12 protein-coding genes are annotated in these 14,846 nt (G+C 70.1%); 6 read left to right on the forward strand and 6 right to left on the reverse strand.

Annotated features, from left to right (window positions below; all coding sequences use genetic code 11):
* The first annotated feature begins 55 nt into the window (after nucleotides 1-55).
* Genes PK98_RS03425 through PK98_RS03435 form a run of 3 tightly spaced genes read left to right on the forward strand, consistent with a single transcriptional unit; the run spans nucleotide 56 to nucleotide 5,750 of the window.
* Nucleotides 56-1,675 carry a (2,3-dihydroxybenzoyl)adenylate synthase gene (locus tag PK98_RS03425; RefSeq protein ID WP_235425384.1) on the forward strand — a complete coding sequence of 540 codons (1,620 nt, stop codon included), beginning with the start codon at nucleotides 56-58 and terminating at the stop codon, nucleotides 1,673-1,675.
* Nucleotides 1,675-1,899: a phosphopantetheine-binding protein gene (locus tag PK98_RS03430; protein WP_039094307.1), complete on the forward strand. Its 225-nt coding sequence runs from the start codon at nucleotides 1,675-1,677 to the stop codon at nucleotides 1,897-1,899. The genes PK98_RS03425 and PK98_RS03430 overlap by 1 nt, the downstream gene beginning before the upstream one ends.
* Nucleotides 1,896-5,750, forward strand: a complete 3,855-nt coding sequence (locus tag PK98_RS03435; protein ID WP_039094309.1) for a non-ribosomal peptide synthetase — start codon at nucleotides 1,896-1,898, stop codon at nucleotides 5,748-5,750. The genes PK98_RS03430 and PK98_RS03435 overlap by 4 nt, the downstream gene beginning before the upstream one ends.
* Here PK98_RS03435 and PK98_RS03440 read toward each other — a convergent pair.
* The 3 genes from PK98_RS03440 to PK98_RS03450 all read right to left on the reverse strand — a co-directional run bounded on the left by PK98_RS03440 (nucleotide 5,731) and on the right by PK98_RS03450 (nucleotide 8,759).
* Nucleotides 5,731-6,882, reverse strand: a complete 1,152-nt coding sequence (locus PK98_RS03440; protein ID WP_039094311.1) for an amidohydrolase — start codon at nucleotides 6,880-6,882, stop codon at nucleotides 5,731-5,733. The two genes, PK98_RS03435 and PK98_RS03440, sit on opposite strands and share 20 nt — an antisense overlap.
* Nucleotides 6,879-7,802: a hypothetical protein gene (locus PK98_RS15895; RefSeq protein ID WP_052207975.1), complete on the reverse strand. Its 924-nt coding sequence runs from the start codon at nucleotides 7,800-7,802 to the stop codon at nucleotides 6,879-6,881. The genes PK98_RS03440 and PK98_RS15895 overlap by 4 nt, the downstream gene beginning before the upstream one ends.
* Before the next feature lie 168 nt (nucleotides 7,803-7,970).
* Entirely contained in the window at nucleotides 7,971-8,759 is a 789-nt protein-coding gene (locus PK98_RS03450) for an energy transducer TonB (protein WP_161792395.1), read from the reverse strand.
* On the opposite strand from PK98_RS03450, the gene PK98_RS03455 reads away from it, so the two are divergent.
* Nucleotides 8,758-10,104, forward strand: coding sequence for a FecCD family ABC transporter permease (locus PK98_RS03455; RefSeq protein ID WP_235425385.1), 1,347 nt, complete (start codon nucleotides 8,758-8,760; stop codon nucleotides 10,102-10,104). The genes PK98_RS03450 and PK98_RS03455 overlap by 2 nt on opposite strands.
* Entirely contained in the window at nucleotides 10,097-10,882 is a 786-nt protein-coding gene (locus PK98_RS03460; protein ID WP_039094315.1) for an ABC transporter ATP-binding protein, read from the forward strand. Before PK98_RS03455 ends, PK98_RS03460 begins: the two co-directional genes overlap by 8 nt.
* 6 nt (nucleotides 10,883-10,888) lie before the next feature.
* Here the strand turns inward: PK98_RS03460 and PK98_RS03465 are convergent, their stop codons facing one another.
* Both PK98_RS03465 and PK98_RS03470 read right to left on the reverse strand, forming a co-directional pair.
* Nucleotides 10,889-12,316 (reverse strand): YncE family protein, encoded by a 1,428-nt coding sequence (locus PK98_RS03465; RefSeq protein ID WP_052207978.1) that lies wholly within the window; start codon nucleotides 12,314-12,316, stop codon nucleotides 10,889-10,891.
* Between the two features lie 4 nt (nucleotides 12,317-12,320).
* Nucleotides 12,321-13,469 (reverse strand): ABC transporter substrate-binding protein, encoded by a 1,149-nt coding sequence (locus PK98_RS03470; protein ID WP_039094317.1) that lies wholly within the window; start codon nucleotides 13,467-13,469, stop codon nucleotides 12,321-12,323.
* Nucleotides 13,470-13,534: 65 nt separating this feature from the next.
* On the opposite strand from PK98_RS03470, the gene PK98_RS17485 reads away from it, so the two are divergent.
* Nucleotides 13,535-14,347, forward strand: a complete 813-nt coding sequence (locus PK98_RS17485; RefSeq protein ID WP_161792396.1) for an alpha/beta hydrolase — start codon at nucleotides 13,535-13,537, stop codon at nucleotides 14,345-14,347.
* Between the two features lie 49 nt (nucleotides 14,348-14,396).
* Here PK98_RS17485 and PK98_RS03480 read toward each other — a convergent pair whose 3' ends face one another.
* Nucleotides 14,397-14,840 (reverse strand): acyl-CoA thioesterase, encoded by a 444-nt coding sequence (locus PK98_RS03480; RefSeq protein WP_081996020.1) that lies wholly within the window; start codon nucleotides 14,838-14,840, stop codon nucleotides 14,397-14,399.
* Between the last annotated feature and the right edge of the window lie 6 nt (nucleotides 14,841-14,846).

Below are 14,846 nucleotides of genomic sequence, written 5' to 3' on the forward strand. Positions count from 1 at the left end.
AAGGGCGGCCCGCCGCCATAAGGCGCGAACCATTAGCAACAAGAAGGTCTTGAAGGTGACGGTGCCGCTGCAACAGCTCTGGCCGGAGGAACTGGCGGAACGCTATCGCGCACGCGGCCACTGGGCGGGCGAGACCTTCCGCGCCATGTTGCGGCGACGCATCGCGGAGAGCGGCGAGCGGATGGCCGTGGTCGGCGGGGCCGAGCGCTGGACCTATGCCGAGCTGGGCCGGCGGATCGACCTGGCCGCGGCCGGCTTCGTGGCACTGGGCCTGCAACCGGGCGACCGCGTGGTGGTGCAGCTGCCCAATGTGCCGGAGTTCCTGTCCGTCACCTTCGGCCTGATGCGCGCCAACCTGGTGCCGGTCTTCGCACTGCCGGCACATCGCGAGACCGAGATCGCGCATTTTGCCAGGAAGGCGGAGGCTGCCGCACTGGTGGTGGCGGAGCGGCATGACGGGTTCGACTATCCGCCCATGGCCGCTCTCGTGCAGGCGGAGGTGCCGACCCTGCGCCATGTGGTGGTGATCGCGCCGGGCGCGGCGCCCTTCGGCGAGGGCGTCCGGGCCGCGCTGCCGGAGGAGGATGTCAGCCCCTCCAGCGTGGCGCTGGTGCAGATCAGCGGCGGCAGCACGGGCCTCAGCAAGCTGATTCCGCGCACGCATGACGACTACCTCTATTCCATCCGCGCCAGCAATCCGATCTGCGGTCTGGACGCGGACAGCCGCTACCTGGTGGCGCTGCCCGCCGCGCACAATTTCCCGATGAGCAGCCCCGGCCATTTCGGCGCGATCGTGGCGGGTGCGCGGGTGGTGATGGCGCCGGCGCCGACTCCCGATGTCGCCTTTCCGCTGATCGCGGCGCAGGGCGTCACCATCACCGGCCTGGTGCCGCCGCTGGCGCTGCTGTGGCTGCAGGCGGCGAAGCGCGGGGGGCATGACCTGTCCAGCTTGCAGGTGCTGCAGGTGGGCGGGGCCAAGTTCATGGCGGAGGCGGCGAAGCGCGTGCGCCCGGAACTCGGCTGTACGCTGCAGCAGGTGTTCGGCATGGCCGAAGGTCTCGTGAACTACACCCGGCTGGACGATCCGGAGGATATCGTCACCGGCACGCAGGGGCGCGCGATCAGCCCGGATGACGAGGTGCTGGTGCTGGACGATGCCGGCGCTCCGGTCGCCGATGGCGAGGCCGGGCACCTGCTGACCCGCGGGCCCTACACGATCCGCGCCTATCACGATGATCCCGCCGCCAACGCCCGCGCCTTCACGCCCGACGGCTTCTACCGCACCGGCGACGTGGTGCGCCGCTTTCCCGGCGGCTATCTGGAGGTGCAGGGCCGGGCAACCGATCACATCAACCGCGCGGGCGAAAAGGTCAGTGCCGAGGAGGTGGAGGATCACCTGCTGGCACATCCGCAGGTGTTCGATGCCGCGGTCGTCTCCCTGCCGGACCGCTTCCTGGGGGAGCGCAGCTGCGCCTTCATCATCCCCGATGGGACAGCGCCGGAGCAGGCCGCGCTGAAGGCGTGGATGCGCGGGCGCGGCATTGCCGCGTTCAAGGTGCCGGACCAGATTGTGTTCGTGGATGATTTTGCCACCACCGCGGTGGGCAAGGTCAGCCGCAAGGAACTGCGCGCTGCCTTGCGGGCGCGGATGCTGGCCGGGGAAGGAACCGCCTGATGATCGATTACGCCACGTTTCGCGAGCAGGTCGCTGAATATCTCGGCACCGACACGCTCCTGCAGGACGTCAACCTGATGGATCAGGGGCTGGATTCCATGCGGGCGATGAACCTGGCGCTGGAATGGGAGGCGGAAGGCATCCCGCTCGACTTCGCCGACCTGGCGGAATCACCGACGTTGCTGGGGCTGTGGACGCTGGTGGAGGAGCGGCAGGGCTCTTGACCCGGTTCTCGCCGACACCGTTCCCGCTTGCCGAGGCGCAGGAAGGGCTGTTCTACGCCCAGCTGCTCGATCCGGCCAACCCGGTGTTCAACACCGGCCAGTATCTCGACCTTGTCGGCGAACTCGACATCGCGGCGCTGTCGCGCGCCGTGGCCCAGGCAGGTGTCGAAGCGGAAGCATTGCGACTGCGCGTTCGCTCTACCGGCGGTCAGCTGGTGAGAGACGATCTTCGCATCGACCTGCAAGTGATTGATTGCACGGCCGCTGATGATCCGGAACAGTTTGCGCTGCTGCTGATCCGCGCCGACATGGCCACGACGGTCGATCCGGCGCACGACCCTCTGGCGCGACAACGGCTGTATCGGCTGGCGCCGCAGCGGCATCTGTGGGCGCAACAGGTCCACCATCTGGCGATCGACGGGTACGGGATGGTGCTGCTGACCGCGCGCGTGGCGGAACTGTACGGCCGTTACCTGGCCGGGCAGGAGACGGGTGGTCGCGCTCTGGCGCCACTGGCCGGTGTGCTGGCCGAGGATGCGGTCTATCGCACCTCGCCGGAACGCGTTGGCGATGCGGCATGGTGGCGGGACTACCTGCACGGCATGGCGGATGTAACCGGCATGGCGCCGGGCCGCGCCGTGTCCTCGCACAGCTTCATCCGCACCGAAGCTGCCCTGCCGGATGATGTACGTCTCGCCTTGCTGGACCGCGCCAAGTCTGCCCGGCTGGGCTGGCCCGACGTCCTGATGGCGCTGACCGCAGCCTATTGCCGACGCTTCACGGGTGGCGAGGAGGCGGTGGTGGGCGTGCCGCATATGGGCCGGATGGGGTCCGCCACGGCCCGGGTGCCGGCCATGGTGATGAACGTGCTGCCGCTGCGCATCGCGTCTGGCGAGTTGCTTCCACTTGACAGCTATCTGGCTCAAGTCGCTGATAACCTGGCACAGGTTCGCCGGCACGGTCGGTACCGCTCGGAACAGGTGCGGCGCGATCTGGGCCTGATCGGCGGTGACCGGCGGCTGTATGGCCCGCTGATCAACGTGCAGCCCTATGACCGTCCGCCGCGCATGGCAGGGTTGCAGGTCGGCCTGCATGTCACCGGGACCGGGCCGGTGGACGACATCCACTTTACCTTCCGCGGCGATGGTCGCAGTACCCTGTCGATCGAGGTGGATGCCAATCCGGCGCTCTACGATGCCGCTGCGGTGCAGGCGCATGGCCTTCGCCTCGCCACCTTCCTTCAGGCCGCACTGCGGGCGGAGCGGCTGGGTGACGTGCCCACCGCCACGCCGGAGGAAGCGCGTTCCGAGCTGGGCCGGTTCAACGATACCGCGCATCCGGTATCCGCCGTGACGCTGGTGCAGTTGCTGGAGGAAGCCTTTCGCACGCACCGCGATGCCGTGGCGCTGCGTCTTGCGGGCATGGACCTCACCTATGCCGAGCTGGATCGGCAGACGCGGGCGCTGGCGGCGGCGTTGCAGGCGCGGGGCGTGGGGCCGGAAATTATCGTGGCCGTGGCCCTGCCGCGCTCGCTCGCGCTGGTCGTGGCGCTGGTCGCGGTGCTGCGCGCAGGCGGCGTCTACCTGCCGCTCGACCTGGAGCATCCGGCGGAACGGATCGCGACCATCGTGGCCGGCGCGCAACCTGCCGTTGTGCTGGCCGAGGACGATCCGCATGGTGTGTACGGCGCGGCATTGCTGCGGCCGGTCGACTGGCCCGACGCTGGCGAACCGCAGGCCTGCGCGGCCGTGCCGGGGAATGCCGCATACGTGATCTACACCAGCGGCTCGACTGGCGCGCCCAAGGGCGTGGTGGTCGAACATCGTGCCATCGTGAACCGCCTGCTGTGGATGGCAGAGCAATACAGCATCGCAGGAAGCGACCGCATCCTGCTGAAAACGCCCGCGACATTCGATGTGTCGGTGTGGGAGTTCTTCCTGCCGCTGATCCGCGGCGCGACGCTGGTGGTGGCCCCGCCAGAGGCGCATCGCGATCCGGTGGCGCTGGCGCGGCTGATCCGGGCGGAGGGCATCACGATCATGCATTTCGTCCCCTCCATGCTCGCCGCCTTCCTGGCCGCGCCGGAGAGCGACGGGCTCGCCATCGCCCGCACCTTCACCAGCGGCGAGGAACTGCCGGCCGATCTGCGCGACCGGTTCCACCGGCGGATCAGGGGCGAGTTGCACAATCTGTACGGCCCGACCGAAGCGGCGGTGGATGTCAGCTACTGGCCCGCTGGACCGGACGACGAGAGCCGGCCGGTGCCGATCGGGCACCCGGTCTGGAACACGCGGCTGCTGGTGCTGGACGACAGCTTGCGCCCGGTGCCGCAGGGGATGGCCGGGCAGCTGTTCATCGGCGGCGTGCAGCTGGCGCGCGGCTATCTGGGGCGGCCGGACCTGACGGCGGAGCGGTTCGTCGCCGACCCGTCCCACCCCGGCGAACGGCTTTATGCCACCGGTGATCTGGCGCGGCGGCGGAATGATGGCGCGATCGAGTTCCTGGGGCGGGCGGATCACCAGGTGAAGATCCGCGGCTTGCGCATCGAACTGGGCGAGATCGAGGCGGCGATCGCCGATACCGGCCTCGCCAGCGCGGCAGTGGTGCTGGTGCGGGGGGAGCGGCTGGCGGCGTGGCTGGTGCCGGCCGCGGGCTATGGCGAGGCGGCCTTGCGGGCGGCGCTGGGGCGGCGGCTGCCGGCCTACATGGTGCCGGCCGCGATCGTGCCGCTGGCGGCGATGCCGGTGACGGTCAACGGCAAGCTGGACCGGCGCGCCTTGCCGGAACCGGACTTCGCCAGCGAGGGCGGGGCGGCGCCCGCCACGCGGACGGAGCGGCGGCTGGCGGAGCTGTTCGCCGCGGTGCTGGAGCATGGCGGGCCGCTGGCGGCCGGGGACGACTTCTTCGCGCTGGGCGGCCATTCGCTGTCGGCGGTGGACCTGCTGCTGCGCATCCGGGAGGAGTGGGGGCACGATCCCGGGCTGGCCACCCTGTTCGAGGTGGCGGATATCCGTGGCCTGGCCGCGCGGATCGATGGTGCGGCGGAGGCGGATCACGGGGTCGGGCCGCTGATCGTGCTGGCGCGGGGCGCGGAAAGCCCGCTGTTCATGGTGCATCCGGCAGGCGGACTGAGCTGGGGGTACCGCACGCTGGCCACCAGCCTGCGGCCGGCGCGGGCCGTCTATGGCCTGCAGGCGCCGGCGCTGGATGCCGGGGTGGCGGCGCCCGAGAGCCTGGAGCGGCTGGCGCATGATTATGCCCACCGCGTGGACCGCGCTGTGCCGGATGGGCCGGTGCATCTGGCGGGATGGTCCGTCGGCGGGGTCATCGCGCAAGGGGTGGCGGCGGCATTGCAGGACATGGGGCGCGAGGTCGGGCTGCTGGCACTGCTGGACGCCTACCCCGCGGATTGCTGGCGCGCGGAGCCGGAGCCGACCGAGGCCCAGGCCCTGCGCGCGCTGCTGGCGATTGCCGGGCTCGACCCGGAGGCCCACCCGGAGCTGACCACGCGGGAGCAGGTCACCGGCTTCCTGCGGGGCAGCGACAGCCCGCTGGGAAGCCTGCCGCCGGCCGTGCTGGACGGCGTGGTGCGGGTGGTGCTGGACAATAACCGGCTGGTGCGCGGGCACCATCACCGGCGGTTCGCCGGCACGCTGACCCATATCCGGGCGGGGCTGGACCATGCCCACAAGCCACAACTGGTGCCCAGCAGCTGGGGCGCCTACGCCGGTGCGGTGGAATGCCTGACCGTGCCGTTCCTGCACCCGCAGCTGACCGGACCGGAGGCGAGCGCGCTGATCGCGCCGCTGCTGTCCGAGCGGATGGCGCGGTTCAGCCCAGTTTCCGCCTGACGATCTCCACGAAGATCGCCGCCGCCTTGGGCAGCAGTGCGTCGTCGAAATCGTAGGCGGGATTGTGGCACATGGCGCTGTCCTGCCCCAGGAACAGGTAGGCGCCGGGCGCGGCCTGCAGCAGCAGGGCCATGTCGTCCGTGAACGGGTAGGGCGGATGGTCGCGCACCACCTGGTCGGCGCCCAGCACGGTGGCCGCGGCCGCAGCAGCCTCGTCTGCGGCGGCGGGGTCGTTCACGCATGGGGGCACCTCCGCCGCGGGCGTGCAGGTGATCGTGCAACCGGTGAGCGCGGCCACGCCGGTGCAGGCCTGCTGCAACCGGCCCCACAGCAGTGCCAGCACGTCAGGCTTCAGCGCGCGCAGCGTGCCGGCGAGGGTGGCGGTGCCCGGGATGATGTTGTGCGAGGTGCCCGCCTGCAAGGCGCAGGCGGTGACAAGACCGCTTTCCGCCGGATCGAGATAGCGCCCGGCGATGGAGGAGATTTCCACCGCCAGCCGGGCCGCGGCCTGCAGCGGATCGACCGCCTTGTAGAAGGCCGCGCCGTGCCCGCCGGTCCCTTCGACCAGGATGTCCCAGATGATGTAGCCGTTCAGCACCGGGCCGGCGGCGATGCCGGCACTGCCGGGCGGCAGCAGCGGCATGTTGTGGAAGGCATAGACCGCATCGAAGGGAAACCGGTCGAGCAGCCCGTCGGCCAGCATGGCGCGGGCGCCCTGGCCGTTCTCCTCCGCCGGCTGGAAGATCAGCACGACCCGGCCGCTGGCGGGCGGGTTCGCCGCGAGGTGCTGCGCCACGCCGAGCAGCGCGGCGGTGTGGCCGTCATGGCCGCAGGTGTGGGCGATGCCGGGCACGGTGGAGTGCCAGTCCTTGCCACTTTCGTCCGCCATCGGCAGCGCGTCCATGTCGGCGCGCAGCGCCACCGACGCGCCAGGCTGGCCGCTGTCGATCACCGCCACCACGCCGGTGCCACCGATGCCGGTGTGCGGGTCGAGCCCGAAGTCGCGCAGCCGGTCCGCCACGATGGCGGCGGTGCGGCTCTCCTGGAAGGCAAGCTCAGGGTGGCGGTGCAGGTCGCGGCGCCACTCGGTCATGGCAGGAGCAAGGGCGTGCAGGGCGGCGGGAATGGTCATGGGCGGCGCTGTAGCGGGGGGTGGGCGTGGCGGCCAGACCGGGTGTGAGGCACGGCGGGCCGGGACTTGCGACCGCGACGGCGGCGTTCCGCACGGTTGGCGAGGACGGGCAGGGTACCTTCGCCGGCACGCGGACCGCCAGAGGCGGCAGGGCCAGAAAGGAGATCTGGCGTGGGCGAAGTTGACAGGTCTGACACAGTGCAGAGCGCGGCTTGCGGAGCGGTGGCGGGGGCCTCTTCACCACTGCGCGGGCAGGGTGCCTCGGCGGCGAGCAGCGCATCGACATGGGCGCGGGCATCGTCGGTCCAGCGGTCCCATGCTGTGCCCGCGTCCGTGCGGGCCTGCTCTATCCGCTCGGCCGCTTCGCGGCGTTCACGCTCCCACTCATCCTCGCCGAAGCCGCCGGCGGCTTCCTCTTCCTGCCGGTCGGCTTCCTGCCCGGCGGCACGGTCGGTGACGGTGACGCGGTCGGGCGGGAGGTCGTCATTGGCGGCCGCAAGGGAGGCAGGCGGCTGCGCGCCGGCGAGGCAGGCGACCAGCTCGTCGAACCGGGCGGCGTCGGCCGTGGCAGTCTCGTCCAGCGCGAGCCGGTCGAGCCGGGCGATGTGGGCGAGCAGCAGGCGGTTGTCGTAGCGGCGGCGGGTGCCGACCAGTTCGCCGCGGAACCAGACCGCCTCCTCCACGCCCTCCAGCGCGCGATCGGCCAGGATGTGGCCGCCTTCCTCCCGCGCCAGCAGCATGGCGGCCGCCCAGGCGCGGGCGAACAGCGGATCGCGCCGGCGCCGGCAATAGGCGGTCTCCCGTGAGAGGCCGATGGCGGCAGCGGCGCGGCTGACATTGCCCTTGTGCGAGAGCGTGTCGAGGAAGCGGGCGGTGCGGTCGGGCGTCCAGCCATCGTGGCGGGCGTGTGGTGCGGGCATGATTCGCGGGTTCCCTGTGCTGGGGCGTGGGCGGGCGAATCGGGCCTATTATGCAGATGGGGGCGTGTAGGACAGGCCTGCCGCACCAGACGCGCTACCAGACCGGATCCGCCTTGTTCCGGACGGGCCGGGTTGCCGGACAGGTCCTTTCGCCAGGATCACCAGAGATCAGTTCGGACCACGACGTACCAGTCGATAGACGATCCAGGAGGTGTAGAAGGACTTTATCGGCCGGCCCGATGCATCCAGCGCGGGACTGAATGCGCCCGCTGTCCTGAAGAAGTCGCAGACATTGGCAGTGATGCTGCTGTTGGTCGTGTCGATGATCGTGCAGTCGGTTGCGGTTCCGGCTTCGTCTACCAGGACGCGCAGATGCAGATCGGTCTGCTCTCCACGCCGCAAGGCGGCCCTCGGGTAGCCTCGCTGCACCTGCCGTGCCAGATCAGCCAGGTCCCGCCCCGTCCAGCGAGGCGATTGCGTCAGGGTCCGATGGGCGGCCTCGTCGAGCCCCCATTCGTTCAGCCGGTCCATCGAGCAGGCATCCAGCACGGCGAGCGCATCCGCCAACCGGCCGGGCCGCAAGCGCAGGCTGTGCTGCCCTTGAACCAGATCGATCCGGTCGGCTTGCGCAAGGGCCGCAGGTGGCAGGATCGGAGCGGCCGTGCCGTATTCCGGTGCCAGGTCCCCTGCGGCCGCATCCTCCGGCGTCGGTTGCGCCAGCGACACGTTGCGAAAGATCAGCGCATCCTGGCTGGCGGCCAGACTTCCCTTGGCAAAAAACGCACGACGCTCCCCCAACAGGCCCGCAGGATCGCCGAACTGGAGCGTCATCTCCTGGCGGTCTTCGAACCGCTTCAGCGGATCTCCGACCAGCACCATGGAAAAGCTGCTGCCCGGCGACCATTGCGTGATCAGCAGGGTGACGCCGTCACTCCCTTCGTCCAGATCCCGGGCCATGCGGCATTGTCCCTGCGAACCATCGACCACCCACCTGCTGCTCGGTGCATCGGCCAGCACCAGTTCGGTGGCCGAGGCCGCCGAACTGGTCAGCAAGGCACTTGCTGCGATGATGGCGGAGAGCGGCAGTCTGTTGAGCATCGGCGCGATTTCTATCTGTTACGTACAGGAAGGTCGAGCTTCAAAGAACCCGTTCACGCTGACCATTTCTGCCGAGCGTGGCGTGATCGGGGGCCGGAGCCTGCCGGTAGACATTGCGACGCATCTGCGTCACGGGGCTGGCGTGCATCAAGGGACCGAACATGACCGGGCGGCGATCCTGGCTGCCTACCGCGCGACGCGGCGGCGGCGGGGGATGATCCTGCTGGGCATGGTGGTGCTGGGGATCGCGGCGTTCCTGCTGGACATCTCCACCGGGCCATCGCCCCTGCGATTGTGGGACGTGCTGCTGGGCCTGTTCCAGCCCGACCAGCTGAGTGCGCCGGAACAGACCATCATCCGCCAGGTGCGGCTGCCTTATGCGCTTATGGCGCTGCTGGTCGGGGCGGCGCTGTCGCTGGCCGGGGCGGAGATGCAGACGATCCTGAACAATCCGCTGGCCAGCCCGTTCACGCTGGGTGTGTCGAGTGCGGCGAGCTTCGGCGCGGCGCTGGCGATCGTGTCCGGGATCAGCCTGCCGTTCGTGCCGGCGGACTGGATGGTGCCGCTGAACGCCTTTGTCGCCGCCTTCGCATCCGTGCTGCTGCTGGAGGCGCTGGCGCGCAGCCGGGCGGCGGGGATGGAGGGGGTGGTGCTGTTCGGCATCGCGCTGGTGTTCACCTTCAATGCGCTGGTCGCGCTCCTGCAGTTCGTGGCCAGCCAGGAGGCGCTGAGCCAGCTGGTGTTCTGGACCATGGGCTCGCTGGGCCGGTCCACGTGGGGTGGCCTCGCCACACTGGCGGTGGTGCTGGCGGTGGTGCTGCCGTTCAGCTGGCGCGCGGCGGATGCGATGACCGCGCTGCGGCTGGGCGAGGACCGGGCGCGCAGCTTCGGCATCGATGTGCGGCGGCTGCGGCTGTTCAGCCTGCTGCGGATCAGTGCGCTGGCGGCAACCGCGGTGGCGTTCGTTGGCACGATCGGCTTCATCGGCCTGGTCGGTCCGCATATCGCGCGGATGCTGCTGGGGGAGGATCACCGGTTCCTGCTGCCGGCATCGCTGCTGACCGGGGCGGTGATCATGGCGCTGGCGAGCGTGCTGTCCAAGGTGCTGGTGCCGGGCGTGCTGCTGCCGGTGGGCATCGTGACCAGCATGATCGGCGTGCCGGTATTCCTGCTGCTGATCCTGAAGAAGCCGAACCGTGCCTGACACGCTGGAGATCGACGGGCTGGGGGCGGCCTATGGCGGCAAGCCGGTGATCGACGGGCTGTCGCTGGCGCCGTTCGTGCCGGGCAGCGTCACCAGCCTGATCGGGCCGAATGCGGCGGGCAAGACCACCTTGCTGCGCGCGCTGGCCGGGCTGCATCCGGCGAAGGGGGCCGTGCGGCTGGGCGGGCGCGACCTGCTGGCATTGCCGCTGGCGGACCATGCGCGGTACGTCACCTACATGCCGCAGAGCCTGCCGCAGCGCGTGGCGCTGAGCGTGCTGGAGGGCGTGGCGGGAGCGTTGCGGGCCTCGCCCGTCGAAGGGCCGGCGCTGTCCGATGCGGCGCTGATGGGCCGCGCGCTGGAGGTGATCGAGCTGGTCGGCATCGGGCACAAGGCGCTGGAAGGCCTCGATCATCTGTCCGGCGGGCAGCGGCAGCTGGCCTCGCTGGCGCAGGCGCTGGCGCGGAGCCCGCGCGTGCTGCTGCTGGACGAACCGATCAGCGCGCTGGACCTGTATTACCAGCTGCGGGTGATGAAGCTGGTGCAGCGGCTGGCGCGTGAGCGGGGCATGATGGTGATCATGGTGCTGCACGACCTGGCGATCGCGGCGCGCTGGTCCGACCGGGTGGTGGTGCTGGCCGAGGGGCGCGTGATGGCCGATGGTCCGCCGGCCGAGGCGATCAGCGCGGAGGTACTGGCGCAGGTCTACAAGGTGCGGGGCCGGGTGGAGCAGGATGGCGCCGATCTGCGGATCGCGATCGACGACATCCTGCCCTGAGTGCCCTTAGCGCTTCGGCGCGATGCGCATCACGGTGTCGCCTTCCTCGCCGCTCGCCTGGCCGGACTTGACCGCGGCGTAGATCACGCCGGGCTCGCCCAAGGTGACGTGGTTGGCCAGCGGGGCGGGGCCGAGATTGGCGACGATCTTGCCATCGGCATCGGTGACGGTGACGGTGCCCGCGCCGCGGCTGGTGACATAGGCCTGCTTGCTGGCGGGATCGAACGCCACGTTCAGCGCGCCGGCGCCCACCGGCGTGTCGGCGATGACGGCACCAGTCTCGCCATCCAGCACCAGCAGGTTGTCGCTGCCTTGCGCGGCGACATAGATGCGGCCGGTGGCCGGATCATGCGACACGCCGATCGCGCCGCGTGCGCCGGGCAGCGGGAACACCTTGCCGACCTGGCTGGTGGTGGTGTCGATCACCGCGACCTCGGCCGAGGACAGGCTGACGACGTAGAGCCGGTTGTTCGCGGCATCGAGCGACAGGCTTGCACCGCCGAAGGCCTCGCCGCGCTTGCCCGACTGGATGGGGATGGGGGCGAGCGGCTCCAGGGTGGCGGTGTCGATCACTGCGACAAAGGGTTCGTTGGTCGCGGCGATGTAGGCCTTGCCGGCATGGACGCGCACGTCGCGCGGGTGGGGCACCGTATTGGGCGCGAACTGCTGCACCAGCGACAGGTCGGCCTGCTTGTACACGGCGATGGTGTTCTGGCGGGTGTTGGTGACCCAGACATTGCCGTCGGAATCGTCCACACCGACGCCATAGACCGCGAAGAGGCCGGGCTCGTTCGACTGGCCGGGGCGCTGCGGCTGACCCGGGCGGGCGTCACGGGCCGGGGCCGCCGGCGGTGTCGCGCGGGCAAGCACCTCCAGCGTGTCCGGGTTCATCTTCACCAGTTCCGACACGGTCACCGGGGGGCGGCCGACGGCGGTGGTGACGAAGATGGCATCGGCGGCCGGGCTGTAGGCGGTCTGGTAGATGCCGCGCGCGGCGATGCCGTTGGTCACGGTGAAGCGGTCCTGCCCGGACAGCGGCACGACGGGGCTGACCTTCAGCTCCGCGACCAGGGCGGTGTAGGGCGCGTTGGTGACCGCTACCACCGGGTGGGTGCCGCTGACGGCGTTGGACGGCACGGTGACGGTGCCGGTGATCTTGCCTTCCGCATCGGCCGTCAGGGGCGTGCCGAGCGGGGTGGTGCCGACCAGCAGCGTGACCTGCTGGCCCGGCTGGAAGCCCTCGCCACCCACGGTGACCGTGCTGCCGGCCTGGATCGGGGTCATGCGGTCGGGGCCGGAGAAGGTGACCTGCGCCTCCGCCGTGCGGTTCAGCGTGGTGAAGGCGTCCTGCGCCAGGACGGGCACGGCGCCGGCAAACAGCGCGGCGGTGGCGAGCAGCGACAGGCCGTGGCGCCGGAAGGTGGATGAACGCATGGACTTACTCCTGATTGGAAGCGGGCAGGTCGACCCAGAAGGTGCCGCGATAGGGCACGGCCAGGAACTGGCGGTTGATCGCCTCCAGCGTGGCGGCGGGGTCCAGGTCGGCGAACAGGTCGGGGTGGAGCCACCTGGCGAAGGTCTCGATCGCGACGATGTCGAGCGGCGAGTTGATCAGCTGGTGCGAGAAGCCGTGGGCATTGCCGGTGCGCACCGCGGTGAGGCCGGCGATCGCGGGCCGGGCGGTGACACGGGCGAGGGCGGCGCGCGCCTGGGCGGGCGTGACGGCGGCGCCCAGCACCAGCCCGTTGGCCTTGGCCAGATGCGGGCCACCGGTGCCGATGTAGACGGCCGGATCCCGGCTGACGACATATTCGAGGTTCAGCTTGCCGAAGCTCTGCTCGATCACGTCGGCGCCGATATTGTGGCCGCCCACGAAGGACAGGTAGTCGCCGATATTGCCGCGGCCCGGGCTGTTGCAGCAATCGCCGCCCATGCCGGCATGCGCCTCCAGGAACACGGTCGGGCGATCGTCGGCGGGCAGGCTGGCGATGCCTTGGGCAATGCGGTCCATGCGCGCCTTGCGGAACTGCACGAAGGCCTGCGCCTGCTGCTGGCGGCCGGTCACCTCCCCCAGCAGCAGCAGGCTGCGTTCGAGGTTCTGCAGCGGCTGGACGAAGAAGTCGACGATGGCGACGGTGATGCCGGCGCCTTCGAGCTGCGCGATCTGCGCATCGGTAATGCCGCTTTCCAGCGAGAGCAGCGCGAGTTGCGGCTTTGCGGCCAGCAGCGATTCCAGGTCGAAATTGCCGGCCGAGCTGGCGACCTTGGGCAGGTCGCCGAGACCGGGCGACTTGACCAGGAACTGCCGGTAGGTCTCGTCCCCCAGGCGGTTCACGTCCTGCGGCCAGGCGACCAGCAGGGAGCCGGGATCGGGATGGATAAGGCCGAGCGCCACCAGATAGCGCGAATCGTCGATCGCGATGCGGCTGACCGGGCCGTTCACCCGGACCTGCCGCCCGCGCACATCGACGAGCCCGGCAGTTGCCGCCTGCTGGTCAGGCGCGGGGTCCGGCGAACATCCGCCAGCGGACAGGCCAGCGAGGGCGACCGCCAGGATTGCGCCGCGCGTGCGGCCACGAATGGTCATCTTGCCCCGTCCCCCCTGATGCGGCAGGCTGCGACACCTGCCGCCCGCCTGTTGCGCAAATGATAATGATTGTAAAGAACGCGATGATGGTGCCCGATGATTGTTACCGCCTGCCCGGCGCCACCAGCTGGCGGCTGGGCGCGTACCGGATCGACCTGCTGGTGCCGGACGGTCCGGCGCCCGCCGGCGGCTGGCCATCGGTCTGGCTGCTGGATGGCGCGGATTGTTTCGGCACCTGTGTCGAGGCGATGCGGCGGATGAGCCGGCGCTGCGACGCGACCGGCGTGGTGCCGCAGGTGATCGTCGGCATCTCCGCCGCGGATGGCGATCGGGCGCACCGCCAGCGGGATTACACCACGCCGCTGCCCGACCGGGAAGGTGCGGGCGGGGCGGAGCCGTTCCTGCGCTTCGTGCTGGAACAGGTGCGGCCGGAGGTCGGCCGGCGGGTGGAGCTGGATCCGGCCCGCACGACCTTGTGGGGTCATTCGCTGGCGGGATATTTCACGCTGTGGGCACTCGCCCATGCGCCGGACAGCTTCCGCACCTATGCCGCGATCAGTCCGTCGGTGTGGTGGGACCGGCCGCTGCTGGAGGACGGCATCGCCCGCCTGTCGCCGGGCGACCGGCGCGCGCTGGTGTGCATCGGTGAATGGGAGGATGCGCTGCCGCCATGGCAGGCAAGGGCGCCGAACGCGACCGAGGCGCTCGCACGGCGGCAGGCGCGCCAGATGGTGGCGGGGGCGCGGGACATCGCCGGTCTGCTGGCGCGGGCGCTGGGCCAGGAGCGGGTGCAGTTCCGGCTGCTACCGGAGGAGGATCATGCGTCGATCCTGTCGGCCGCGATGCCGCGGATGCTGCGGATGGCCTCGCTGGAATGATCGGAGGTCCGGGTTGCCGCTTGCGCGCTCCGGTCACCTGCCAGGATCGCTATGCCGCACTGACCGGAAGGAAGCGGGCGGCGATCGTCCTGGCCAGTCGCACCGGCCGATGGGTCACCGCGTCGATGCAGCACCAGCTGCTCTTCACTTCCACAAGCAACTCGTCCCCGCGCTTGATCAGCGTGGTGAAGAAGGCGCGAGCACCGACCAGCTGCTCGACAATGCTTTCGGCCGTGATCCCGTCACCGAGGAAGGCCGGCCGCCGATAGGTGATCTCGTGCTTGAGCGCGACCCACAGATGATCGCGGACAGCCTCCTTGGAGGCGAACCGTTCCCAATGAGCGACCACGGCATCCTGCACCCATGTCAGATAGGCCGCGTTGTTGACGTGGCCGAGATGATCGATCTCGTTCTTTTCGACCGAGATGGGGTGGGCGTGATGTCGCCCGACCGGCAAGACCGATGTTTCCACAAGATGATCCTCATCCGCCATAAGGCC

The sequence above is a fragment of the Croceibacterium mercuriale genome (assembly GCF_000802385.1).
GTDB lineage: Bacteria > Pseudomonadota > Alphaproteobacteria > Sphingomonadales > Sphingomonadaceae > Croceibacterium > Croceibacterium mercuriale.